Raw genomic sequence first — 24,043 nt, forward strand, 5'->3', positions numbered from 1 at the left:
TACTCCCGTTCCGCCAGACCCGACGGAGCCGAGGACATGGCGCAGTTGGAGACAGGCGCGCTGCGATCGTCCCCCGCGGTCGCCGGCACTGCCTGGAGCTGGATGCCCCCATCGACCCGATGTCGATCACCCTCAGCCACCGCACCCGCCTCGAGGAAGCCGGCCGCCGTCTCCCGTCACACCTGCGGCTACGTGGCTCGGGGCCGGACCTGTCACTGAGCCTGTGTATCTGGAGGGGGCGCCGGATGCTCGGACACTTGACCCGTTGGGCGGAGTACCACAAGCTCCCGGCACACTCTTCGTGTCGCAGTCCCTTCACCAAGAGGATGAATCACGCATGATCACGCTGACCAAGGAAGACGGCCCGGCCGATCTGGACGGAGTGACCCACCTGTCGATCGGGGTGTCCTGGGATCCCACGGGGGGCGCCAGCGGCGGAGTCATGGGCGTGCTCCGGCGCAAGGCTGGCACCGACCTGGACCTGATAGCCATCGCCATGCAGGGGTCGGACCCGGTTCGCCTGGCCGGCCTGGATTCTCTCGATCCGATGGGCAACGGCTCCATGGTGCACAGCGGGGACAACCAGACCGGCCGGGGGGATGGGGACGACGAGACCGTGACGGTCGAGTTCGCGCGAATCCCCGGCAACATCACCTCGATCGTGTTCGTCGCTGCTGCCTTCAAGAGGGGCAGCTCCTTTCAGAAGGCGCGCAACATCAGTTTCAAGGTGTACGACGCCACCGGCGGAACCTCCCAGCAGGTCGCCGACATCTGGCCCAGCCTTCTCACCCAGGACAACGGTTGCGCCGTGGCCAAGGCCATGCGCGTCGGCGAGACCTGGAAGCTCGAAGTGATCAATGTGACCGGGAAGATCAAGCAGGGTGACGAGCATGCCCTGATGCGTTTCGCGATCAGTAAGTAGTACCTCTGCGCTGTTCGTCCCGCGTGCCCAAGAGGCACGCGGGACGAACGAACCGGAGGGAACGGCGGCGCGCCGGTCACGGCGGCACAGACGGCCGGCGGTCCGGATTGGAGAGGCCGGTGCTCCCGGGAAGCACTGCGGCGCGACGTCGGGGTGGTGAAGACCGTCCCACGCGCGCACGGGGAACTCAGGAAGTCGCCGCCGCACTTCGAGCCGCGGTCCCGGGGATCGCCCCGCAAGTGCCACCGTCAGCCACCCGGGGTACACGGATCGGCGGCATCACGACACCTTGAGCACGCGGGAACAGACCTTCGCGGATTCGTGGAGTACCGAACCTGGGACCGCAACGGCAGTCGCAGCCGATCGAGGTCTGCCAGCTGAGGTGTCGGAAACGACCCGGACCGAGCACAGCTCGTGGGGTGAGGCGGCGTTCGGCGCGAACTGGATCGGCTGGGACTGGATCTGCGCTGTCGACTGGGCGAACCGGCCGGCAGTTCCACGCGTGTTCACCAGGTGATTCCGGCCGCCACCGGCAGGTGGTCGCTGCCGGTGGCCGGCAGCACCCACGAGCTCTTCGGCGTCACGCCGCGGACCAGGATCTGGTCGATCCGTGCGACCGGGAACTTCGCCGGCCAGCTGAAGCCGAAGCCGTCCCCGGCCGCGTCCTGGACCGAATGCAGCTGCGAGGTGATGCCGGCGAACGCGCGGTCGTCTGTGGTGCCGTTGAGGTCGCCGAGCAGCACGACCCGCTCGTTCGGCTCGGCGGCGACGGCCTCGGCCAGCGCCTTCGCGCCGCGGTCCCGGCTGTCCGTCCCAAAGCCATTCCTGGGAAGCACGCGTACGGACCCCAGGTGGGCCACATACACCGCCAGCGGCCCCTGGTCCGTGGTCACCGTGGTGCGCAGCGCCCGGTTGTAGGCCATCTTGACGTCGACCGGCTTGGTGTCCGCCAGCGGCCCGTAGTCCATCTCGATGTCGACCGGCTGGGTGTCCGACAGCGGCAGCTTGCTCCACAGCCCGACCGTGCCCTGCACCGTGTGGTACGGGTACCTCTTCGCCAGCTCCTTCTCGTACGTGCCCTGGGCCTGCGGGGTGATCTCCTCCAGTGCCAGCAGGTCCGCACCGGAGGCGGCCAGGTCGCGGCCGGTGCCGGCCGGATCGGGGTTGTCGGCGCTGACGTTGTGGCTGACCACGGTGAGGTCGCTGCCTGGGTGGGACTTGTCGATGAGCAGCCCGCCGAAGAGGTTCAACCACACCGACACCGGCAACAGCAGCGCGAGCACCGCGGAGGCGGAGCGGCGCCAGAGCGCCCCGGCCAGCAGCACCGGAACGAACAGGCCGAACCACGGCAGAAAGGTCTCCACCAGGCTGCCGAGGCCCCCTCGGTCCGTGATCCGTGCGTGCAGCAGCATGAGCAGCCCGAGCAGCAGCGCCAGCGCGGCCGGCACCGGGCCGCGCTTCCAGGGCCCCGGCCGGGTAGCGAGGCGGATCACGCGGCGGATGCGCGCGCGCCGGGTACCAAAGCCGGTGTCGCGGCCGCCTTCGCCTTCCTGCCCGGTCTCCGCCGTGTCCAGCCGCACCATCGTCCGTCCTCGTTCACTGCCGGTCACTGCTGCGTCCCCGGGTCCTGGGTGGGGGCGGCATGCATACGCGGACAGCGACGACCGGTCGCATCGGGGCGCAGTTCGTAGTGCCGGGCTTCGTTCTTGCAGATCCGGCACATCCCGTATGCGGCACCGTGCCGGGACAGCAACGCTGTCGCATGGGAGCGTCCGATGCCGTCCGCGTCCGCCGACACGTGGGGAGACGCCGCCGCGGCGGCCACCCATCGAGCGGCCTCGTCTTCGGACCCGTACTCGGCGTCCGTCTCGCGAAGCAGCTGACTCTGGTATTCCGGGGAACGCCCGCCGCTGCCGGCGTAGAACTCGACTCCGGCGTCCGTGGCAGCTGTCGCAGCCCGGCGGAGGGCCTTGAACAGACCTGCATCGAGGTTGGCCACAGCCGGAATCGCGTCACCGAAGACCGTCGCGCCATCGGGGACGACACCGTCAGCGTCGCCGGGCGCACCACGTTGCTCACCGCCAGACGCATGCGGTGATGCCGCCGGGGAGGACTTCGAGGGCGATGCGGCTGAGGAGGGCAAGGAGGCCGAGGTGGAAGAGGGCTTCGGCACCTGGTGGCCGAGGGCTGCGGTGATCACTGCTGTGACCACTGCCAGGCCGACCACCACGAGCCACCGAATCCGGCGATTCCTTGTTCGTGCCGACGGTGGTGTTCGATTCATGCCGCCAGTCAAGGCGGCGCCGTGTTGCGGGCACGTATGCGGTTTTCGATACACCGACGATATGTGCCGACTCGTAGCCTTGATGGCATGCGTGTGTTGATCGTCGAGGACGAGCCCTATCTGGCGGAAGCCATCCGCGACGGCCTACGCCTGGAGGCGATCGCGGCTGACATCGCAGGTGACGGTGACACGGCCCTGGAACTGCTGAGCATCAACGCTGCGCGCTTTCGCTCCGACTGCGGCGGTCGTGCTGGTGTTCCTGCTGGTGTTCGGTCTCGTGGGAGGGTGGTTTCTCGCCGGCCGGATGCTCGCGCCCCTGACTCGCATCACGGGCGCCACCCGCACGGCCGCGAACGGATCGCTTTCGCACCGGATCCGGCTGCCGGGCCGCAAGGACGAGTTCCGCGAACTCGCCGACGCCTTCGACACGATGCTCGCGCGGCTCGAAGCACACGTCGCCGAACAGCGGAGATTCGCAGCCAACGCCTCTCACGAGCTGCGCACCCCGCTGGCCATCTCGAAGACGCTTCTCGACGTGGCCCGCACCGACCCGACGTGCGACACCGGCGAAGTCATCGACCGCCTCCACGCCGTCAACACCCGAGCGATCGACCTCACCGAGGCACTGCTCCTGCTCAGCCGAGCCGACCAGTGGTCCTTCACCCGAGAACGCGTCGACCTGTCCCTCATGGCGGAAGAAGCCACCGAAACACTCCTCCCGCTCGCGGAAAAGCATGGTGTCACCATCGAGACCCGTGGCGACACCACCCCCACGATCGGATCGCCGGCGCTCCTGCTGCAGCTGACCACGAACCTCGTGCACAACGCGATCATCCACAACCTGCCCGAACAGGGCACCGTGTGGGTCCATACCAGCGTCCGCCCCAAGACCGTGGTGCTCACTGTCGAGAACACCGGCGAGCAGGTTACCCCCCAGCTGGCCTCGACCCTCACCGAACCATTCCAGCGCGGCACCGAACGCGTACACACCCATCACGCCGGCGTCGGCCTCGGCCTGGCCATCGTCAAAACCATCACCCGCGCACATGGCGGAACGCTCACCCTCACCCCGCGCCCTGCCGGCGGGCTCCGCATCACTGTGGAACTACCCGCTACAGCCCCGCACACCGACAGGTGAAGAATCAGGGAATCGATTGCACCCACGGCACCTTCCTCGATCACCTCGGCCGGCGCGGGATTCGCCGGAGTATTGAGGAGCCGTCGGCCGGCTGACGCAACCAGTCGGCGTTCTCGCATACGGTAGTTCCGGGACGGACACTGCGCGGTCTTCGGCCTCGCAGATGTAGCGGTTGCGGACCAGGACTCGGTTGCCTGTTGGCGATGATGTTGGATGCAATGAGCGTCGTGATCACCCGGGCGCGCCTGTCGCGGCGAGAGTGGTGATGAACGCGCACAGCTTGCCCCGGCCGGCGCGTGGTCCGGGCGGACCGGGACCGCATCGTCGCAGAGGAGACGCCACCCGATGAACACGCCACCATCGCCGTTCGGAACGGAGCACACGGACGGGTCGTCCGTCCGCCTGGGCGCTCTCGTCCCGCTGACGCGGCCCGGCTGGGTCGAGGCGGGCCGGCACCTGCTCGCAGGACTCGACCTGGCCGTTCGCGAGGTCAACGACGCCGGCGGGGTCGACGGCAGACCGCTGGAGCTGATGGTCCGGGACACCGCGGCCGATCCGGAGCGGGCCGCGGCGGCCGTGGACGAACTGGCCGGCCTGGGCGTGGCCGCCGTGGCGGGCGAGTACCACAGCGTGGTTGCCCGCGCCGCCGCCGTCCGGGCCGACGCCCTCGGCGTGCCGTTCCTCTGCTCGTCCGCTGTGCTCGACGCGCTCACCGAGGAGCCGACGGAATGGGTCGCGCGCCTGGCTCCGGTCCAGTCCCGCGGGTGGCGGATCTACGCGGACTTCCTCCTCGGCGCGGGCCGTCGTCGGATCGCCGTGGCGACCCAACCGAGCGTCTACTGGGCGTCCGGGACCCGCGTCCTGCGGGACCACCTCGCTGCCCGGGGCGGTACCGTCGTCGAACTCGATACGAACGCGCTCACTCCCGAGGCCCTGTGCGACGCGCTCGTCGACCACGGCGTGACCGCGCTGCTCCTGCTGGTCGGCCATCCGGAGCCGGCGGAACCGATCGTCAGAGCCGTCCGGGGCGACCGGCGGCTCGCGGAGATCCTGATCGGCGCACCGGCCGGACAACCGGAGTTCGCCCAATGGGCCGCGGCGCTGGGCGAGGACGGCGCCGGGATCCCGTTCCTGCGCTACCTGCCCGAGCGCCTCGGTCCGCTCGGCGAACGCGTCGGGAAGGAGCTTCGCGAGCAACTGGGCGAAGCGCCCTCCTTCGTCGCCTTCGAGGGTTGGGACACCGTCGCCGTCCTCGCCGAGGCGCTGCGTTCCCACGGCACGGACCGGGCGGCCATCGCCGAGTCATGGCAGCGTGTGGCGGTCGAGGGTACCCGCGGGCCGATCCGGTTCTCCCGCACGCCGGGCATCAGCGTTTGGCAATGGGCCTGGGCACCCATCCGAGTCGTCGACCGGGACCCGGCGGAACCCGATCGCTTCCGGATCCTCTACGGCGGCTGAGAGAGCACGGAGGGCGGACTGCTCGGATCTGTCCGGGCGGCCGCAGACGGCCACGCGTCTCGGCGCAGCGGACCGTGGCGCCGGCCGAGCGACGACCGAGGGTGGACTCCACCCCGGCCGTGCGGGCGGAGGGGCACGGCGTGATCCGCTCCTACCTGCGGCATCGGGTCATCCGCCAGGTGATCCCGGAGAAGAGCGGCACCAAGTCCGCCCGTTTGCCCAAGGATTCGCGCGCCGACCGACGTCCCGGCCTCGACGGGACCCGGTACAAGGCCGGGAACACCGTCGACCGGGAGACCGTCAAACTCAAGGCGTACTCAGATCACTGACCGTCAGCCGCCACGGCGAATCGGGCAACCGGCGCTTCGGGGCTGGAAGTCAGCCGTTCGGATGACCTTCGTATGAGTCGCGGCGGGACTCCGAGAGGGCCCGTCCCGGTCACAGTCAGGTGATGCGTTTGTCGGCGGCTGCTCCATGTGCTGCGCTCAAGATGACATGTCTCGCGGCGGTGTGCACGGTATCCCCATGCACACACAGATGGACCGACCGAAGAAGGTCATCCTGCAAACATGGACAGCTGGTGCTGCCTTGGCCTTTGCTCTTGCGGTAGGGGCGGCGACGGCCGCGTCCGCTGCGGCCGCCCCGCTCACCCCACACGTCACCACAAAGGCGACGGATGCTCTGACCAGCCCGACCGGCATCCCCAGGGACAGCGAGAACTGTGTCCTGACCGTCCAGCTCCCGTTCTGCCTGGGCATCGGCGCGTAGGGAACCGGGGCCGCCTCGTCTTCGCCCGTGACGCGACGGCGTTCCGGGGCGCAGGCTCTTCCTTCCGTGCCCTGGTCCTCTACGAAGGGGAGCAGGCGTGGGGCCGGCTCGGAGAAGCGGCGGCGGTTCATCGCCCCTTCGACCGGCAGATACCCGCGCCCTTCCGTCGCTCGGCGGCCTACACCACTTGTGCCTCGTTCCCCCCGCCTTCACCACGTGTGCGAAGGAGATACGTCCCGGTAGACATCTCACGTCGTCGTGACCTCCGGGCCCCAGGGCGGAGGATCATCCGAGAACCGGATGTAGTTGTGACTGGGGGATGGTCGGTTCGTGGAGTGGGGTGCCCATCGCGGTGCCCCATCGTTCCGTGCCCGATCCGGTCGCCGACGTGCCGACGACCGCGACCCGGCTACGACGGTGGACTGCGCGGTCGGAACGGCTGCGGCGGACCACGCGGTGGCTGCTGACCGCCCCGGCGACCTGGCGCGACGTGCTGTGGACCTAATTCACCGGAGGCATGGGCTGTGTCCCCGCCGTGCTGACCGCCGTTCCGGCTTCGTCGCGGCCGGGTGCTCGGCGCCTTCCTGGGTTCGGGCGGCATGAAGCCGACCGGACACCTGCTGGTGCCGGGGGCAGTCACGCTCGCGGCGGCCCTGCTGCCGGCGGCGCTGCCGGTCGTGCTGTGGGCCGCTCCGCGACTGATGCTCGGGTACGGCCGCTCGGCCCGCCACCTGCTCGGCCCGAGCCGCCAGGAGCAACTGGCGCAGCGCGTCGACCACCTGGCACAGACCCGTTCCGACGCCCTCGACTCGGGTGCGGCCGAGATGCGCCGGATCGAGCGCGATGTGCACGACGGCGCGCAAGGCCGGCTGGTGGCCGTGGGCATGGCCCTGGACACGGCGGAGCACCTCCTGGCCACCAACCCCGAGGCCGCGCGGAGCCCGCTGGCCGAGGTCAAGGAGTCCTCGGCGCGCGCTCCGGCCGAACTACGCGATCTTATTCGCGGTATCCATACGCCGGTCCTGGCCGACCGGGGCCTGGCCGACGCGGTCCATGCGCTGGCCCTTGACCTGCGCTACCGGGGGCACTTCACCGCCGAGCTGCCGGGCCGGGCGCCCGCTCAGGTGGAGTCGGCGGCCTACTTCGCGGTGAGCGAGCAGCTGGCCAACGTGACCAGGCACGCCCAGGCCCGGCAGATCTGGATCGAGATCGGCCACGGCGGCCACCAAAGCGGGGGTACGCTGCGGATCACCGTTACCGACGACGGCCGGGGTGGCGCCGATCCGGCCCTCGGCACTGGTCTGCGCGGTGTCGAGCGCCGCCCCGCCGCCTTCGACGGCGTACTCGCGCTCAGCAGCCCGTCCGGCGGCCCGACCATCGTGAACATGGAGATCCAGTGCGCGATGTCATCGACGAAGACCTCTTCCTCCTGAGGGACGGCCTGACGCGCCTGCCGGAGGCACACGGATTCCAGGTGGTGGCCGCGGGCTTACGGTGCTGGTCCTCTCCCAGTACGTCGAGCAGCTCTACGCCCGCGAGCTACCGGACGCGGGCCAGGGCGGCACCGGCCATCTGCTCAAGGACCGGGTGATGCACGGCGCCCAGTTCGTCGACGCGGTACGACGGGTGACGGCGGGCGCAACCGCGATGGACCCCGAGATGATCGCCCGCCTGCTGGCCCACAAATCCGCCGACGGCGCTGCGGCTGCGCTGACCCCGCGCCAGCGGGAGGTGCTCGCGCTGATGGCGGAGGGGTGCTCCAACGCCGCCATCGCCCAGCAACTGGTCATCACCGAGCGGTCGGTGTCCAAGCACACGGCCTCACCCCGGGATCCCGGTCGGCGCTTCGTTCAGTTCGTGAGCCGGAACAGCTTCGGAGTGGCTCACGATTCCCGCGGGCTTCCTGCCGGGGCGCGGCTTGATGTGTGGAAGAGTCAGTCGCCATTGCCCACGCCGACCACGCGAGGTGGAACCCTGTGGTCGAGAGGATCAGGAGTCGTTGCATGTCCGATGAGATCACTCTGCGCCCGGTGACCGCCGACGATCTCGACCTGTTCGAGCGCGAGTTCAACGGGCCGGAGGGGACCGGCCAGTACCAGTGGTTCGGCTTCGGTTCACCGGCCGGCCTGCGCCGGCAGTTCGCGGAGAACGGCCTGCTGAGCCCCGACGGCGGCGTGCTCTCCGTCGCGGAGGCGGGCCGGACGGTCGGCCGGGTCGAGTGGTTCGCCGGCACCTGGGGGCGGCCCGCCACCTCCACCTGCTGGACCCTGGCGATCGGCCTGGTGCCCGCCGCGCACGGCCGCGGCGTAGGCACGCGGGCCCAGCGACTGCTGGCCGAGTACCTCTTCGACCACACCAGGGCCGAACGGCTGCAAGCCTGGACGGATTGCGCCAACCTCGCCGAGCAGCGTGCGTTGGAGAAGGCGGGCTTCGTCAGGGAGGGCGTGCTGCGCTCCGCTCAGTGGCGCGGCGGCCAGTGGCACGATCAGGTGATCTTCTCCATGCTCCGCGCGGAGCGGTCCGGCGGCGAACTGGGGTGAACACAAGAGCGCTGTACCGGATCCGCACGGGCGTGAGTGGCCTCATCCACCGCAGCGGTACGGGCCGTGGAAGACGCTGCATGCGCGGCATCACCGCTGGTCGACCGACGGCAGGCGGGAGATGCTTCTCCAACGGATCCACGCGGCGGACGCGGCCGGTCATGTTGACTGGGATGTCTCGGTCGACTCGACGTCCGTGCGCGCGCACCACCACGCCGGCGGCGCCCGACGGCGCCCGACGCCCGTCCTCAAAACGGGCTTCGGCCAGGCGGTCAAAGCCCCTCGGATTCAGGCGGAACGGGTCGACCGGCTGGCGGCGGAGGTGCGGGAGGTGAAGCGCTCGGCCGCTCGCGCGGCGGCTTCACCACCGGACTGCACCTGGTTCGAGCCGGTCATGGACAGGAATCGCGTGCCGAGGCTGACCGCCGGGCTGCACACCGCGCGCTCGTCATCCGGCTCCGCTCGTGATCGCCAGGACACTGCCGGGGCCCTGCCCGGCTAGATCGGCCGGACAGGTCCCGTCAGCTCAGGTCACTTGCACTGACCGATGTGCGGCCCATTCACGGTGTTGTCCGACTGCTGCAGGGTGGGTGAGTTGCCCGCGCAGCGCAGGGGCGCCCCGACCTGGTTGCCCTCGAACTCCGGGACGAGGTCCTCGGGCAGCAGGCCGCTGCCACTGTTGTCGTTGATTCTCACGGGCGCCGACATCGTGTTGGACGAAACCTCCAGGCCACCGGTATTGCCGTCCACGGTCAGCGGGCCCTTGAAGGCGTTGCCTGCGCAGTCCATCCCCCCACCATCCTCGCCCAGCAGCACGAACCCGCTGGTGTCCGTGAGGGTTACCTGCGCGTCGAGGGTCGAGTGGCAGATGGTGACGGCGAGGGCGCCGTTTGAGGCCAACGGGCCGTTGATCTGCGCACCCGCCACTGCCAGCGCCCCGCCGGGCTGCACCTGCACCGGGCCGTTCTGTGTACCGCCGGGAGCGATGCACAGCGACTGGTCGGCGGCCACGGTCAGCGGTCCGGCGTGGTCCGTGATGCACGGCTGGCTGAAGCCCACGGTGACGTCGGTGGGTGCGGCCGTGGTGCCGGACGTGAAGGTGGGGTCGCCGCTGTAGGTGGCGGTGATGGGGTGGTCACCCGGCTGAAACTTGCTGGTGGTGAATGTGGCCTTGGCGTCGTTGAGCGGCACGGTCGCCAGCGTGGTCGTCCCGTCCGAGAAGGTGACCGACCCCGTCGGGGCGCCCGCGCCCAGGTTGGCCGGGGTCACGGTGGCGGTGACGTCGACGGCGTGGCCGAACAGCGGGGAGGTGGTGTCCGCGTCGAGCATGACCGAAGTCCCGTACTGGAACGTGATGACAGCCTTGCCGTTGCCGTGGTTGACCCCCTGGAGGAGCGCGACGTTGATCGCCGACGGATCCGCGTAGCTGCTGCCGCCGCCACCGCCCGCGCCCGGGAAGTAGCCCGGGTTGCCGCCGCCGGAGCCGCCGCCACCGCCGTGCCAGCCGCCACCGCCACCGCCGCCGCCGGGGCCGCCCGCACCGCCGTTGCCGCCGGTTCCGCCGCTGCCGGGGTTGGGCTTGCTGGTTACGGGGTCGAGGTCGATGCCCGGGGTGCCGGGGCCCCCGTTGAGGGTGTTGGGGTTGCCGTGACCGGCCGCGGTCTGGCTGCCGCCGCCGCCCGCGAGACCCGAGCCCAGCGGGCCGTTGCTCTGGCTGCCGTCCTGGCCGGCCAGGCCGCCGCCGGCGCCGCCCTGCAGCTCGGGACCGCCGTTGCCGGCGCCACCCCCGCCGCCGGCCACCAAAACGCGGTCGGAGCCGCCGAACGCGCCGACCCGGACGTCCGAGCCGCCGCCGCCCGAGCCGCCGCCGCCGTGCGCGCCACCGCCGCCGGTCCCGTGGCCGGTGCCGCCGGGCCGGGCGAACTCACCGTGCCGGGACGAGCCGGGGACGCCGGCCGCGCCCACGGTGAGCTGGAGGGTGTGGCCGGGGGCCACAGGCAGGGTCGCGCGGCTCTCGCCGCCGAGTCCGCCGGACGCACCGGGGATCACCGGGTGGGGGACGATGTAGCCGGCGGCGCTGCCGCCCTCGCCGCCGTACAGCTCGATGTCGACCGCGCTCACGCCGTCCGGGACGGTGAAGGTGTCCGTGCCCACGGAGTTGTAGGTGCACGTGGGCTGTGGAGCCGTGGTGAAGACGCCGCCGGTGCCGCAGGGCTCGGTCGCGCTCGCCGCGCCGGCGGCCGCGGTGAGGGGCACGATCGCGGCGGCGACGAGGCCGCTGGTGCCGGCCACCGACATCATCTTCGATCTGAATATGGTCCGACGGGAGGTCGGGCTGCTGTCGCTCATGGATGTTGACACTGTTTCTCCGGCCCTGTGGGCAGCCTGGGTGGGGAACGGGTGGTCCGCAGGTGGGCAGGGCCTGCCTGCGGATCGGGGCCAACCGGCCGGTCAGACGCCGTCGTTGGCGCAGAGCGCCCAGACGTCCGCGTAGGTGTTGGTGGAGCCGGCGCCGCCTGCGTGGGCGTCCGCGGACCAGTACGAGGCGGTGGTGGTGCCGTCGCTGACCGGGTTGCCACTGGAGTCGCTGGGGAAGCTGCCGTTGAGGTGGTCGCCGCCGGAGCCGGGGCCGGTGTAGTCGGTGGTCGTCACATTGCCGCCGCTGGCGCCTGCGCCGCCGCTCACCAGATCGCCGTCGGCGCCGCAGCCGACCGTCACGACGGTGTTCGCGCCCGCCGAGGAGGAGGTGGTCACCTCGCTGTAGTGGACCTTCACCGTCACGCCGCTGACGTTGATGCCGCTGCCGCTGCAGACCGCGTACGCGTAGGTTTCGTTCGTGGTGCCGCCCCCGCCGCCGTTCCAGCCGACCGCCGTCCAGGAGTCGGGATTGGTCTCACCGTCGGCCGCGGCCTTCAGGCCGTAGTCGTGCCCGGAGTTGTTGAACGTGGGGAAGCTCGTGATCGGCTTGAGGCTGCCGACGCTGGCCGGGGTGGTCCGGGCGCCGCCGCCGAGCAGCACGGTGTTGGCCGGACAGGTGGCCGTGACTGCGACCGGTGTCGCCGAGGCGGTCGGCCCGGCGGCCTTGTTCATGACGATCTGGGTGTGGTTGATCAGGTTGCTGGTGAAGCACACCGCGTACGGCGTCGTGGCGAAGGAACTGTTCACCGCGCCTCCGCTGCCGCCGATGCCGAGCCAGTGCGTGTTGTCGGTGCCGACGACACCAGTGGTGCCGGTGTACTCGGTGGAGCCGTCCGAGCTGGGCTCGGTGCCCATCACATGGTTGCCGTTGGACGACGTACCGCTGCCGATGGCCTGCTCGAGACCGCCGCCGGAGACGAGACCGCTGCTGCAGTCCGCGTGGGTCGAGATCTCAGAGAAGGTGGTGGTGGGCCCGGCGGTCGCGCCGGGGGTCTTCACGGTCACGCTCACGGTGTTGGCGTACGCGACCCCGGGCACCGCCAGTGCCAGCAGAGCGCCAATCACCAGCGCCTTGCCGGCCACCAGGCGCGGCAGGACTTTGGTCTTCATCGGACTCTTCCTCTCTGTTTGCAGCGCTGCGCACGGGAGAGGCAGCGCGGAGACATGCCGTGCAGGAGAAGGAGCGACCGCTTCGGGCGGAGCGGCCGCCACGGGTCCGAAGGCGGCTGGAGAGCCTTCGACGGGGGGAGACGGAACCCGTACGAGCCGGCACTCAACGCGGCTCGCAGACGCGGACAGTAACAGTCCGCCAGAAACCGCAGCTACAGGCGAATCACACAGAAGAGGCTGGCAGATGCTACGAGCGATGGCCATTCGGCCTTGAACCTGCGAGTCCATGCCCTGCACCGCTGCGACGGGGTCGGCCACCGCTGCCAGAACGCCCGGTCCGGCGCCCCCATGCCGCGTGGATTGTCCCCGGGCCCGGTAACACCGCGGACTCCGTCGTGAACTCGCACGCTCGCCCTCTTGCCGTCCCAAGCGCGACGGGGCAAGTCGGCACTGCCATTCGAGACTCGGCGTGCATGGGGACTGCCCGGATGCCGGTGGTGCGCGTCGCTCACGCCAACCAGTGACGCCGTCGCGGCGGGACGGTCGACGACGTCCGCAGCCGTGGCGGTCAACGCCAGCAGTCGGCCGAGCGTGTCGACCACGACGTGCCGCGCCCGTTGGTCGGCTTGCCACCGTCGAAGCCGCGTCCGTCGGATCCGACGACGGCGTCCGCATTGACCGCCTGGGAGTCGATCAGGCCCGTGCCCGACTCGACGTCCGGCCCGCCCGGGTGCGGTGGCGTACACCGCGGCAACAGCTACTGACGCGACAAGCGGATTCCTGCACGGGTCGGACACGCTGGCCCGTTGTCGCTGAAAGTGACGGTTTGGTGTCACGTTGGCTGTCATTATCGATTCCACTCGCGGCAGCACTCGGGGACAAGTGGGGCGGCGAGGGGGCTGAGTGCTGGTGTGACACGTGCCGAGAGGGAGGCTTCCTGGAATCCGCACGTTGAAGGCGGTCCGGCCTGTTCGTAGAACGTCTTGGGGGCGCCGTCGATGAGTTGGCTTCACCAGAACTGGCTGGCTGTTTACGCGTTTCCTGCTGCTGTGAGTGCGGCCATCGCGTGGGTGGGGCTGGCGCGTGAGTTCTCCGGCAAGGGGCGGCTGCTGGGCAGCTGGGCGTCGGCTTCTCTGATGCTGCTCGTCCTGGCGCTGATGGGTGCGGTGGCGGCCGGTGCGGTGGTGCTGCTGCCGCATGCGGCGTCGATTCCCCCGGTGATCGCGGGCGCCGCGACGGGGGCGACCGCGCTGCCCCGGCGGAGACAGGACGAGACGGCGCAGCCGTACATCAAGTTCATGACCCTGGGCATCGCCCTGGTCAGGGAGCGGCTGGTGCAGCGTGTGCACCTCGACGCCTGTACCTGGGCGGACCGTTTTCTTGGCGGTATTGAAACGTCTGCCCAGCTCAGGGTGTTCGTCCACGATCTCAAGCTGTACCTGCTGGAGCGGCATCCGCTCGCCGCCGAGACCAAGATGATCAACGCTATCTACACGGAGGTGGAGACGGCGATCGACGTGGCGCTGGACATGGCGACAAGCATCGACGAGGCGTGCCGCCAGGCTGGGCGTGAACCGACCGATGAGGAACTCATCGCCCGCCGCCAGGCGTTCGGCACCGCCCTCGCCCAATGCGGACACCTGCTGCGCTTCGCGTACGCTCACGGCCGCCGCAGCGAGAACGAAGAGCTGAGGACCCTGTGTGCCAAGGCGATGTCCGACGACGCGTTCCACAGTCCCGTTCTGCCGCCGCAGCGTCGCTGGTTCGAGCGCTGGCTTGCCCGCTGAAAGCAGGCGGGTCGGTCGTTGGCGGGCACACGTGCCGGTTCCGGGTCAGCGATGAGCGGGGAGCCCGCTGCTCCTGATGGGTGAGGAGTCCGTGCTGCGGCGGGTTTTGGCGTCCGTCGACTGTCCTCGGGGACGGAATGTGATCTGGACGTCGGCGTCCAGTGCCTCCGCTACGGCGGCGAGGGTGCGGACTGTCAGGTTCGCCTCGCCGGACATGATCTGGCTGACGCGGCCCGGGCTGACGCCCATGGCCGCGGCCAGATCGGAGCGGGTCTTGCCCTGCCCTGCCAGCAGACCGGCCAGAGAGGCCGTCGCCTGCCGTGCTATCCGGGAGGCCGCTGCCGTCGTCCGGCTTTCGTCACGGGCAAAAATGCCCATGATTCACCCCCAACTCATGGAGAGACAACGCTCGTTGCCACTCCATCAGCATGCCACCTTTAGTTTCGGCTAAAAACCCGGTTGGTGAAGAACCTACGCCCGATGCTCCCCGTCCAGAGCGCTGACCTGCGGTAGCCCATCGTGAAACTGGCGTAAAGTCACTCTTTTGGGTCGGTGATCGCAGTCGCTGCCTCCTGGCGTGCGCCCGCTGCCAGGCCAGCGGGTGGGCAGGGCTTTCGGTCCTTGGCCGGCACAGCCGGAGCCTGACAACGGGCACACGGGGCGTCGTCGGGATCGAGCAGCCTGGCCGGCGAGTATCTCGAGCACGTCTACGGCGCGGTGGTGTCACCACCCACCCAGCGCTCTGCGCGCCCAGGCTCTCGTAGCCGGCATCCGCAGGGATCTCCACCGCTGGTCCATCGTGGGAACGGGCACGCGGCGAGCGGTCGGCGCGCTGCTACGTCGAGCGCTCGGTAGCCGCAGCGTGGCGGAGGTGGCGGCTGCAGCGGGGCGGAGGTGGCGGCCGCAGCGGGGTTTCCGCGGAGACCCTGGGCAAGATTGAAAACCGGCCGGGCCGGCCCGCGTGCGCGCATGATCCGGACTGGCAGGAACCGGTCCCCTCGGCTTGAGGGGTGGACAGCGCAGCGCCGCACCTGTATCGCTCAACCAACCTCCGATGGAGCAAGCTTGCGGTGATCAAAGTCCGGAGACAACGCTGTCTCCGTCGCTGGCGTGGAACTCCCCCAGCACCCGGTTGGCGTACATGGCAAAGTCCCGGCCCCACTGCTTGGCGCGCTGCTCGGCCCGGTCCTCCGCGTGGCGACCGGCGGCGATCGCCTCCTCAAGGCCGGCTCCATCCGTCATCCCCCTGTCGTGGGCGGAGGCCGCCATCGAGCGCCGGCACGAGTGGGGCCAGGGGCGCAGCGACGCCCCGGTCCACCCTGAGCCGGTGCACGGATCCGGCCACGGGCGGCTGCGGACCCCAGGCGGCCTCGTCCTCCCACCAAAGCTCCCAGGCGCCGGCGATGAGCCCGCAGCTCTCCGCGAGCCGAACCTCGCCGTGCACCATGACCCGGCGCAAGTGGTCCTCGTCCAGCTCTCCATGCCGCCACTGCCCGATGATTCCGCGCGTCAGCATCCAGCGTGCCGCGTCGTCGCGGAGGCGGACGAGGACCGCCAAGTCGGCCTCGCCGGCCGGGCGGACGCACAGATCATGCTACGCGATCCGCTGACGGCTCGGTGGGCCAGTGTCCACAGTGCCTGGGCCCATCAGGGACCTCGAGAAGGATCAGCCTGAGGAGCCGAAGGCATGTCATGTCCATTGACCCCAGAGGCATGTCTTGGTTGAGTGGCTCATCCACTGAACCACTGGGAGGACGGCGTGGAGGCACTGCCCCGCGAAACCATCGTCGATGTCCTGGAAAGCCGGCTGCGTGAGGACATCTTCACCGGACGCCACCCGGCCGGAAGTTACCTGCCGCCGGAACGTACGCTCGCCGACGGCTACGGCGTCACCCGCACCACCCTCAAGCACGCGTTCGGGCGTCTGATGCAGGCCGGCCTGCTGGAGACGCGGCACGGTGTCGGCACCCGCGTGCGGGACTATCTGCGCCTGGGCGGCGCCGACTTGCTGCCCATGCTGGTGCGGCACAGCCCCGACTGGATCGGCGAGGTTTTCGAAGTGCGCCGTCACATCGGAGCATTGATCGCCGAACGCGCCGCGGTCCGGGCGACCGACCGGCAGCGGGCCGAACTGCGCACGCTGCTGACAGCTGTGGGGGAGGCGGCGAACTCCGATGCAGTCCAGCTCGCGGACATCGAGGTCCACCGGGCCCTGGCCCGCGCCACCGGCAACCGCGTGTACCTCCTGCTGACCAATACCCTCTTCAACGCCTACCTGCCGGTGCGCGCCGCGCTCAGGCGACCCTTCGAGGACCCCGAACTGGCACACGGGCGCCTGGAGCCGGTGGTCGACGCGGTCGAGGCCGGTGACGAGGCCGGCGCCAGGCGGGCGGCCGAGCAGTATCTGACCACGACCGAGCGGATCATGCTGGAGGGTCTCGCATGAGCGCGGACACGACCGCACACACAACCACGGGCGCCGACGGCCCGTCCGCTCGCGGCACCCGCTTCAGCGAGACGATGCTCGGCACCCTGACGCTCGACGACGAGGACCGCACCCGCCGGATCCGCCTCGATCTGAACGTCTCGGCGGACCGCGTCCTGCGGCCCCTCGGTACCACCCCGGCCCGGGCCACCGGCCGGATCCGCATCACCGGCTGGGCCGACGACCCGTACGCCCAGGGGGAGTTGGAGATCTCGCCGCTCGCGCGCCACCGTATCCGTTACCGCATCACCTTCACCGCCGACGGCCGCCCGCTCACCCTCGACGGCTGGAAGTCCGTCACCCCGCGCAGGCCCGTCGCCTCGATGACCGTCCTGCCGTACACCCTCTACGACGACGGCGCGCGAATCGGCACCGGCACCCTGCGCTTCCCCCTCGGTACGCAACTCCTCCCCTTCCTTGCCAGTTTCCGCTTCCCTCGACGGGAGGAACCGGGCGTGTTCCTCGCACCCCGCTGGCGCGGCGAGCCGGGCCGTACCGAGGTCTGGTACACCACCGTCACCGACCCGGACACCGGCAGCGGGCTGTGGCTGCACCACGAGCTGACCGCACCGGCCGACGGATCCGAGCCGCACGCACACGGCTGGGCCGCGGTGTTCCCCAAGGACGGACCCGTGCGACACGCCCGGTTCGGCCCCTCCCCCTGGACTCCCGAGCAGTCCGGCTTCGAAGCCGACGGGGTCGCGGTCCGGCCCGGACGCCTGACCGGGTCGGTCGAGGACGGCGCCCTGCGCTGGGACCTCGTCGAACGGCCCGCGGACGAGCCGCTGTTCACCTTTCCCCGCTGGTCCTGGCGCCGCCCCCTGCTGCCGGCCGCCCAGATGCTCCCCGCCGCGCGGGCCTCCTACGACGGCACCTTCACCCATGACGGCACGACGCTGACGCTCGCCGCAGCCCCGGGCGCGTCGGCCCGGATCTACGGCCACGGCAACGCCCGCCGCTGGGCCTGGCTGCACGCCGACCTCGGCGGCGGAGACGTCCTGGAAATCGTCGCGGCCGTGTCGATGCGCCCGGGCCTGCGCAGACTTCCACCCCTGGTCTTCCTCCGGCTGCGCCGGGACGGCCGCAGCTGGCCCCGCCGCCCCGAGCGGACGGCCGTCGGCTGGGCCGGAGCAGGGCGTTTCCGCGCCGACATCGCACTGCCCACGTGGACGGTCACCGGACGCAGCGGCCTGCGCCGAATACGGGTCGAGGTCACCCAGCCGGCGGACCGCACGCTCGCCCTGGACTACACCGACCCCGACGGCCGGCACGCTACCTGCCGCAACAGCGAACGCGCCGACGCCCGCGTCCTGCTGGAGCGGTGGTGGTTCGGCGGCTGGCGCACCGAGGCCGAGTGGATGCTCGACGGCACGGCCCACGCGGAGGTCGGCACCCGATGAGTCTCGCCGGCCTCGTCTCCGCCCTCATCGCCGACGACGGCACCGCCGACTGGCCCCGGCGCGTCCCCGCCCGACTGCAGACGGTCCTCACCACCATGCCGCTTGCCGCCCGGGCCGGACTACGGACAGCCGCGCGCGGGATCGACGCCTATGCAGTGGCGCGTACCGGACGCACCCTCGGCGCCCTGACCACGCCCGAGCGGGAGTCCGTACTGGACGCACTCGCCGCGCATCCCGCCCTCCTCCCGCTGCTGGACGTGCTCAAGGCGCCCGTCCTCCTGGCGGCCGGAACGGAGCGGATGCTGCAGCACGGTCCCGCACCACTCGGCCTCACACGCCAGGACCCGCCGCTGGACCTGACACCCGCGTCCGCCTGGCCCGCTCGCTCCACCGCCGACGCCGTGGTCATCGGCTCGGGCGCCGGCGGGGCGATGGCCGCGCGGACCCTGGCCCGGGCCGGACTCGACGTCGTCGTCCTCGAAGAGGGAGAACACCACTCCACCGCCTCCTTCGGCCGGCGCACGCCCCTTGACCGGTTCACCGAGCTGTACCGGGACGGCGGGGCGACCGTCGCGGTCGGCAACCCCCCGTTGCTGCTGCCGGTGGGCCGTGCCGTCGGTGGCACCACGGTCGTCAACTCCGGTACCTGCTACCGCACTCCGGGACACGTCCTCGCCGGCTGGGGCCAGAAGTGGGGTTTCACGCTCGCCGACGGCTTCGACCGCCACCTGGACGAGGCCGAACGCACCCTGCGGGTGGCCACCCAACCCCTCGACGTCCTCGGGAACAACGGCCGCATCGCGCTCGCCGGCGCCCGTCAGCTCGGCTGGCAGGCCACGCCCCTGCGCCGCAACGCACCCGGCTGCCAAGGCTCCTGCCAGTGCGTGGTGGGCTGCCCCACCGGCGCCAAACAGAGCGTCCAGCTCTCCGTGCTGCCCGACGCCTGCGCCGCCGGGACCCGCATCGTCACCGGCGCACGGGTGGAGCGCATCCTCGTCGACGCGGACCGGCCCGGAGGTCCGCGCGTGGCCGGGGTGCGCGTCCACCGGGACGACAGCGGGCTCGAAATCCTCGCGCCCCTGGTCGTCGTCGCGGCGGGTGCGCTGCAGTCCCCGCCGCTGCTGCGCCGCTCCGGCCTCGGCCGGCATCCCCGCCTCGGGCACAACCTCAGCGTCCACCCTGCCACGAGCGTCGCCGGACGCTTCGCCGAACCGGTAACCGCCTGGGAGGGTGTGCTGCAGAGCGTCGGCGTGGAGGAGCACCACGACGCGGGCATCCTCATCGAGGCCACCGCCACCCCGCCCGGCATGGGCTCCTTCGTCCTCCCCGGACTGGGCAATGAGCTGCGCCGCGAACTGGAGGGCGCCGACCGGCTCGCCACCCTCGGCGCAATGATCGCCGACCGCCCCTCCGGCCGTGTCCTCGGCCGTGACCGGACGCTGATCCGCTACGACCTGGACCGCCGCGACGCCGGCCGCCTGCTGCGGGCAGTCGGCGTCATGGGCGAGCTGCTGTTCGCCGCGGGTGCCGAGGAAGTACTCACGGGCATCCCCGCCGCTCCTCGCGTCCGCAACCTCGCGGAACTGGACGCCGTCCTCGCGGGCACACGCGCGCGGCAGCTCCATCTGTCCGCCTACCATCCCACCGGCACGGTCGCCGCCGGCGGCAGCGCGCAGCGCTTTCCCGCCGACCCGCTGGGCCGGCTCCGCGGCGTACACGGTGTACTGATCACGGATGGCTCGGTGCTCCCGAGCTGCCCGCAGGTGAATCCGCAGCTGAGCATCATGGCCGCTGCCCTGGCGATCGCGGAGGCGTATCTCGGTTCATGAGTACGACCAGCCGGCCGGGGAGCACGTCGTCTTCCGCGAGGAACGGTGAGACGGCCGTCGGCCCCGTGCCGCTGTGAGCGGCACGCCATCAGCCCGTACGCGGAGGCCATGGCCGCGGCGGCCCCCGGCCAGTTCCACGGCGCCGGTCGCCGGGCGGCGCTGCTCCCCGGACACGCTGCGGCACAGTTCGTCGGCGTGTTCCGCTTTGGCGAGGGCGTCCGCTCGGCGGGCCCGGCCGTTGATGCTGAGGGCCGGACCGAGCCGCAGGGCCGGGGTGAGCTGGTTCTGCGGGGGAGGGGCGGCGAGCGCGCCTGGCGGGCGCGCCTGGGCCTCCGGGGTGACGGCCTTGCGCGTCCAGGGCGTAGATCTGTCTGTTGCGGGCGGCCGCGGCTACGAGGGGGATCCCCGGCCCTGGGCCGCGGGCCGTTGTCCGGGCGAGATGCCTGAACCAGCGGCCCGCCTCTACGCTTTCCTTGCCCGCCTCTGACAGGACGCCGGCAGCTGAAGCCGCTGGTTCACGTCAAGGAGCTGCGTCTGTTCGCCGGCCTGCCAGCCATCGATCGGCACGAGATCAACCGGAGTCAGCCGTGCGGCGACCGTGCCGATCGATGGCTGTGAGGATGCGGACGGCGAGGCGTGACGCGGACGTCGCGGCGGGTACGACGGTGACGCCGAGCCCGCACTCGACCATGGCGATCTGCGAGGTCACCGACCGCGCCCAGTGGGCCGGGACAGGGATGAATCCGGCGGGTACGACCGGTTCAGGAAGGAGCGCCTGTCAGGACTTCGACCTTGCCGGTGTCGAGCGAGTAGTAGGCGCCCACCACGGCAAGGGTGCCCTTTCCCACCAGTGGGGCGAGATCCTGGTTGGAGCGCAGATCGGTGGCGGTCAACTTGACCTGGGCACGGGCCATGGTCTCGACCGGGTCGGCGCCGCCTTCCTTCACTGCCAGTTTGTATGCCGGCTGAAGAGCCTTGGCGATCGCCTGCAGGTTGCCGGGCAGCGGTTTGCCGTAACGATGGGACTCGTATGCCGCCTTGACGGCGCCGCAGCGCTGATGTCCAAGGACCACGACGAGCGGAGTGCCACTGGTCATGGGCCCGTACTCGACAGAACCAGTGACCACCGGGCCGACCGCCTCCCCGCCCGTCCGCATGACGTAAAGATCTCCGAGCCCGGTATCGAAGAGGAGTTCAGGCGGCACTCGGGAGTCGATGCACGAGAGGATCGCCCCGAAAGGCTCCTGCTCCTGGGCCACGAACTGACGCCGGTTCGGATCCCGGTCGGGGTGTTGAAGAGTCCCGCTCACCCAGCGTTCGTTGCCTTCCATCAGTCTCGCGAATGCCGCGGCTGGTGTGGTCGGCCGCGTTGTCGGTGAAGCGCTGAGCGCCGCCGGAGCGGCCCTCAACGATGAGCACCCCGCGAGAGCCAGGGTGCCGCAGGCAAGCAGCGCCCTGCGCCCCAGACGTCCTGCTCTGTCCATCGTTCGTTCCCCTCGATGCCGCTCAGGTGCGTCCCTGTCTCCTGACCAGGGCAATTGTTCCGCGACGTGTGGGCGACCCGGCCGAAGGCGCCAGCATGCGCGGGTTACATTGCTACAGACGGCCCACAGAGCGGCTCACGCGGCAGAGTGAGCGTCTGAGTCGAGACCTCGCCCCGCCCGGCCGCAGTGCCACGGCCGGCTGCTGTTCGTTTCTGACTTCGGCTCATCAAGGTGACGCTGGATTGTCGAGGGTCAGGCCGGTGCATGCCATGAAGCCGTCGAGGGTGTCGGGCCGGTACTGGAGGCGGTTGAGGCGGTTGCGGACGAGCGTTTCCAGGCGGTCGAGGGCGACGACGGCGAGCCTGGCCAGGCTGCGTTTGACGTGTATCCACACGCCCTCGACGGGATTGAGGTCGGGTGAGTAGGCGGGCAGCAGGAACACCGCCAGCCATTCACGTTCGGCGATCAACTCACGTATGGCGTGGGAGACATGCGTGTTGAGCCGGTCCCACACCAGCACGATCATCGCGATCAGTCCGGCCACCGACAGCCGTCCCGAGCGTCGCCCGCTGACGGTCACGACCGGGGTGCGGCCGCGCCGGCCCCAGGTGCGTCCTTTGAGCGGCCGCCGGGGGAAGCCCGCCTCGTCCTCGAAGCAGATGTAGCCTCCGCAGGCCGCCCGGGCTCTTTTGGCTCCGCCCAGTTCGCCTCCTTCCACGCAGCTACGGCCCCCTCGTCGCGTTCGGCCACTCGCCGCGCGGGGATCTGCGGGCTGAAGCCCAGCCGGTGCATCAGCCTCGTGGCCCCCGAGACGCCGTTGGAGACGTGGAACTTCCTGCCGATCAGCGTGGCCACCGCGGCCGTCCACACCTGGTCCTCCACCCAGCCGTGCGCGGCCGGACCCTGCTCGAGATACGCGGCCAGTTTCTCCAGGCAGCGTGGGGACAGACGGTACCGCGACCCGCTCGGGCCACGCGAGGCCAGAGCCTGTGTACCGCCGTCCCGCCACAACTGGTGCCACGGGTAGGCCGACTTCAGGCTCACCCGTAGCCGCCGTGCCACCTCCGGCGGCTCGACCTTCTGCTCGAACAGCTCAGCCGCCTGTATCCGTACCGTCTCCCGGCGCCGACGCCCCGCAGGGGTCAGGCCGCACCCATCCGCATACCTCACACACCACGGGATACAGCCACCCATCCACGCCCATCAGGGACTTCGCGAAGATTCACGAGCTGAAGTCAGTCACCCGGGTCCTCGGCCATGAACTCGGCGACCATCTCCGGCGGATTGGCATCAGAGGTCAGCCGAAACATCGCGTCCGGGTCGAACATGTCGTACAGAATCACCGGTACCTGCCGGCCGAGTACCTCCACGATCCTGCCGCTGGCGTGGAGGTGCTGAGCGGCTGCGACGCACACCCTGTAGAACCACTCGACCAGCTGCTCGTGGCGATCGCCCGGCTCATCGTCGTCCTCGTACCAGAGCCCCCGAGACACCGCCTCCTGCCGGTGCGAGTGCGCACCGTCCGGATCACGCCCGACGTTCCTCACCCCCTCCAGCCCCGTCTCCGGGAAGAATGCGTAGCTCCAGCGCGCCTCCCAGGCGTCCGACGCCTTGTCCGCCGACGCCGCGGCGTCGGCCTCGGTCGTGTAGCCGATGGCCACGTACGGAAACCGCGGATCCTGATCGACGCTGTCGACGCGGAACGTCACCGCGTAGATCCCACTGTGCGCCGGGAACTCTCCGACGACCTCGCCTGCGATCCGTTGCACATGTTCCTGAAATGCCACACGACCTCCTCAGCGGCCAGACTGAGGATCATATTTTCCGTCCCGTTCGCCCTCACGCTGCGCCCGGCACCACCGCCGACGGCACCCGTCTGCTTCGGGGACACGATGGGCCGCACCCTTGGATTGGCGGGAGATGGTCGGTGCTGGTGCAGGAGGTGTGCTGGTGGCGGGTGTCGATGACGGCGTTGGCCGCGGTGGTGGCCAGTGCGGCCTCGAAAGCGGGGGCGTACCGGCCGGGAGGAGACTGCCTGGCCTTGCCCGCCCCGGCACTCTCGAGCGCGGGGCTGCCCGAGGTACGGACTTCTTCGTCCACGTTTCCAAGAGCCTGCGCAGGTCGTCCACGCCGGAAGAGACAGGCGCGTCATCTGTGCCGACCGAGGTGTTGAACGGGGCCTGGGCCCACGGCAATGTGCCGCGCGCACCGAGACGGGGGCAGAGAGCGCCTGCTGGTGGATCCGCACACCCCTGGCCAAGAGAGATGCCCAGCTCAGAGCCGCGTGCAACACCCTTTAAGGGCTGTCGTGCAACTGATCCTGGCGTGAAGGTGGTTGGTCAGGACTGGATCCTGGGGACCGCTGGGGTGCTCCGCCGCCACGGTCGCGTCGTTCTCGTGGACTGTGCAGTTTGACCACT

General features: G+C 70.5%; 19 protein-coding genes and 5 pseudogenes. 14 read left to right on the forward strand and 10 right to left on the reverse strand.

Annotated elements, in window-relative coordinates:
* Positions 1–337 precede the first annotated feature (337 nt).
* Positions 338–922 (forward strand): TerD family protein, encoded by a 585-nt coding sequence (locus ACWGJ5_RS31800; RefSeq protein WP_453313083.1) that lies wholly within the window; start codon positions 338–340, stop codon positions 920–922.
* Between the two features lie 506 nt (positions 923–1,428).
* Here the strand turns inward: ACWGJ5_RS31800 and ACWGJ5_RS31805 are convergent.
* The gene (locus tag ACWGJ5_RS31805) at positions 1,429–2,505 is read right to left on the reverse strand and encodes an endonuclease/exonuclease/phosphatase family protein (RefSeq protein ID WP_453313084.1); all 1,077 of its coding nucleotides are present in this window, start codon (positions 2,503–2,505) and stop codon (positions 1,429–1,431) included.
* 23 nt (positions 2,506–2,528) lie between these two features.
* A complete protein-coding gene (locus tag ACWGJ5_RS31810) occupies positions 2,529–3,152 on the reverse strand; it encodes a peptidase M15 (protein WP_453313085.1) in 624 nt (207 codons plus the stop codon).
* A 141-nt stretch (positions 3,153–3,293) separates the two neighbouring features.
* Here ACWGJ5_RS31810 and ACWGJ5_RS31815 point away from each other — a divergent pair.
* The 9 genes and pseudogenes from ACWGJ5_RS31815 to ACWGJ5_RS31855 form a co-directional block, all read left to right on the forward strand.
* Positions 3,294–3,425 (forward strand): annotated as a pseudogene (locus ACWGJ5_RS31815) (response regulator transcription factor); the annotation flags it as partial.
* Positions 3,424–4,344: pseudogene (locus ACWGJ5_RS31820) on the forward strand (sensor histidine kinase); the annotation flags it as partial. The pseudogenes ACWGJ5_RS31815 and ACWGJ5_RS31820, both read left to right, overlap by 2 nt.
* A gap of 345 nt (positions 4,345–4,689) precedes the next feature.
* The gene (locus ACWGJ5_RS31825; protein ID WP_453313086.1) at positions 4,690–5,802 is read left to right on the forward strand and encodes an ABC transporter substrate-binding protein; all 1,113 of its coding nucleotides are present in this window, start codon (positions 4,690–4,692) and stop codon (positions 5,800–5,802) included.
* Positions 5,803–5,903: 101 nt separating this feature from the next.
* Positions 5,904–6,131, forward strand: coding sequence for a hypothetical protein (locus ACWGJ5_RS31830; protein ID WP_453313087.1), 228 nt, complete (start codon positions 5,904–5,906; stop codon positions 6,129–6,131).
* A gap of 196 nt (positions 6,132–6,327) precedes the next feature.
* Positions 6,328–6,570, forward strand: coding sequence for a hypothetical protein (locus ACWGJ5_RS31835; protein WP_453313088.1), 243 nt, complete (start codon positions 6,328–6,330; stop codon positions 6,568–6,570).
* 367 nt (positions 6,571–6,937) lie between these two features.
* Positions 6,938–7,075 carry a hypothetical protein gene (locus ACWGJ5_RS31840; RefSeq protein WP_453313089.1) on the forward strand — a complete coding sequence of 46 codons (138 nt, stop codon included), beginning with the start codon at positions 6,938–6,940 and terminating at the stop codon, positions 7,073–7,075.
* 94 nt (positions 7,076–7,169) lie between these two features.
* Positions 7,170–8,003: a sensor histidine kinase gene (locus tag ACWGJ5_RS31845; protein ID WP_453313090.1), complete on the forward strand. Its 834-nt coding sequence runs from the start codon at positions 7,170–7,172 to the stop codon at positions 8,001–8,003.
* Positions 7,967–8,394 (forward strand): annotated as a pseudogene (locus ACWGJ5_RS31850) (LuxR C-terminal-related transcriptional regulator); the annotation flags it as partial. The gene ACWGJ5_RS31845 and the pseudogene ACWGJ5_RS31850, both read left to right, overlap by 37 nt.
* A 179-nt stretch (positions 8,395–8,573) precedes the next feature.
* Positions 8,574–9,110 (forward strand): GNAT family N-acetyltransferase, encoded by a 537-nt coding sequence (locus ACWGJ5_RS31855; RefSeq protein WP_453313091.1) that lies wholly within the window; start codon positions 8,574–8,576, stop codon positions 9,108–9,110.
* A gap of 531 nt (positions 9,111–9,641) precedes the next feature.
* Here the strand turns inward: ACWGJ5_RS31855 and ACWGJ5_RS31860 are convergent.
* Positions 9,642–11,459: an Ig-like domain-containing protein gene (locus ACWGJ5_RS31860; RefSeq protein WP_453313092.1), complete on the reverse strand. Its 1,818-nt coding sequence runs from the start codon at positions 11,457–11,459 to the stop codon at positions 9,642–9,644.
* A gap of 102 nt (positions 11,460–11,561) precedes the next feature.
* On the reverse strand, positions 11,562–12,638 hold the full coding sequence (locus ACWGJ5_RS31865; protein WP_453313093.1) for a hypothetical protein: 1,077 nt from the start codon (positions 12,636–12,638) through the stop codon (positions 11,562–11,564).
* 1,049 nt (positions 12,639–13,687) lie between these two features.
* Between ACWGJ5_RS31865 and ACWGJ5_RS31870 the strand changes: the two genes are divergently transcribed.
* Positions 13,688–14,425: a hypothetical protein gene (locus ACWGJ5_RS31870; protein ID WP_453313094.1), complete on the forward strand. Its 738-nt coding sequence runs from the start codon at positions 13,688–13,690 to the stop codon at positions 14,423–14,425.
* A 45-nt stretch (positions 14,426–14,470) separates the two neighbouring features.
* Here the strand turns inward: ACWGJ5_RS31870 and ACWGJ5_RS31875 are convergent, their stop codons facing one another.
* The 3 genes and pseudogenes from ACWGJ5_RS31875 to ACWGJ5_RS31885 form a co-directional block, all read right to left on the reverse strand.
* Entirely contained in the window at positions 14,471–14,803 is a 333-nt protein-coding gene (locus tag ACWGJ5_RS31875) for a helix-turn-helix domain-containing protein (protein ID WP_453313095.1), read from the reverse strand.
* Positions 14,804–15,499: 696 nt separating this feature from the next.
* Positions 15,500–15,667 carry a hypothetical protein gene (locus ACWGJ5_RS31880; RefSeq protein WP_453313096.1) on the reverse strand — a complete coding sequence of 56 codons (168 nt, stop codon included), beginning with the start codon at positions 15,665–15,667 and terminating at the stop codon, positions 15,500–15,502.
* A gap of 52 nt (positions 15,668–15,719) precedes the next feature.
* A pseudogene (locus ACWGJ5_RS31885) lies at positions 15,720–16,013 on the reverse strand (GNAT family N-acetyltransferase); the annotation flags it as partial.
* A 138-nt stretch (positions 16,014–16,151) separates the two neighbouring features.
* Between ACWGJ5_RS31885 and ACWGJ5_RS31890 the strand changes: the two are divergent.
* From ACWGJ5_RS31890 to ACWGJ5_RS31900, 3 genes are read left to right on the forward strand one after another with little or no spacing between them, the layout of a single operon-like run.
* Positions 16,152–16,871, forward strand: a complete 720-nt coding sequence (locus ACWGJ5_RS31890) for a FadR/GntR family transcriptional regulator (protein WP_453313097.1) — start codon at positions 16,152–16,154, stop codon at positions 16,869–16,871.
* Positions 16,868–18,310, forward strand: a complete 1,443-nt coding sequence (locus ACWGJ5_RS31895; RefSeq protein WP_453313098.1) for a hypothetical protein — start codon at positions 16,868–16,870, stop codon at positions 18,308–18,310. The genes ACWGJ5_RS31890 and ACWGJ5_RS31895 overlap by 4 nt, the downstream gene beginning before the upstream one ends.
* Complete coding sequence (locus ACWGJ5_RS31900; RefSeq protein WP_453313099.1) at positions 18,307–20,139, forward strand: GMC family oxidoreductase N-terminal domain-containing protein; 1,833 nt, start codon at positions 18,307–18,309, stop codon at positions 20,137–20,139. The genes ACWGJ5_RS31895 and ACWGJ5_RS31900 overlap by 4 nt, the downstream gene beginning before the upstream one ends.
* Positions 20,140–20,900: 761 nt before the next feature.
* Here the strand turns inward: ACWGJ5_RS31900 and ACWGJ5_RS31905 are convergent.
* The 3 genes and pseudogenes from ACWGJ5_RS31905 to ACWGJ5_RS31915 all read right to left on the reverse strand — a co-directional run bounded on the left by ACWGJ5_RS31905 (position 20,901) and on the right by ACWGJ5_RS31915 (position 23,410).
* Positions 20,901–21,470, reverse strand: a complete 570-nt coding sequence (locus ACWGJ5_RS31905) for a carbonic anhydrase (protein WP_453313100.1) — start codon at positions 21,468–21,470, stop codon at positions 20,901–20,903.
* A gap of 379 nt (positions 21,471–21,849) precedes the next feature.
* A pseudogene (locus ACWGJ5_RS31910) lies at positions 21,850–22,793 on the reverse strand (transposase).
* 65 nt (positions 22,794–22,858) lie between these two features.
* A complete protein-coding gene (locus ACWGJ5_RS31915) occupies positions 22,859–23,410 on the reverse strand; it encodes a hypothetical protein (RefSeq protein ID WP_453313101.1) in 552 nt (183 codons plus the stop codon).
* Between the last annotated feature and the right edge of the window lie 633 nt (positions 23,411–24,043).

This window comes from Streptomyces sp. NPDC054783 (assembly GCF_053611725.1).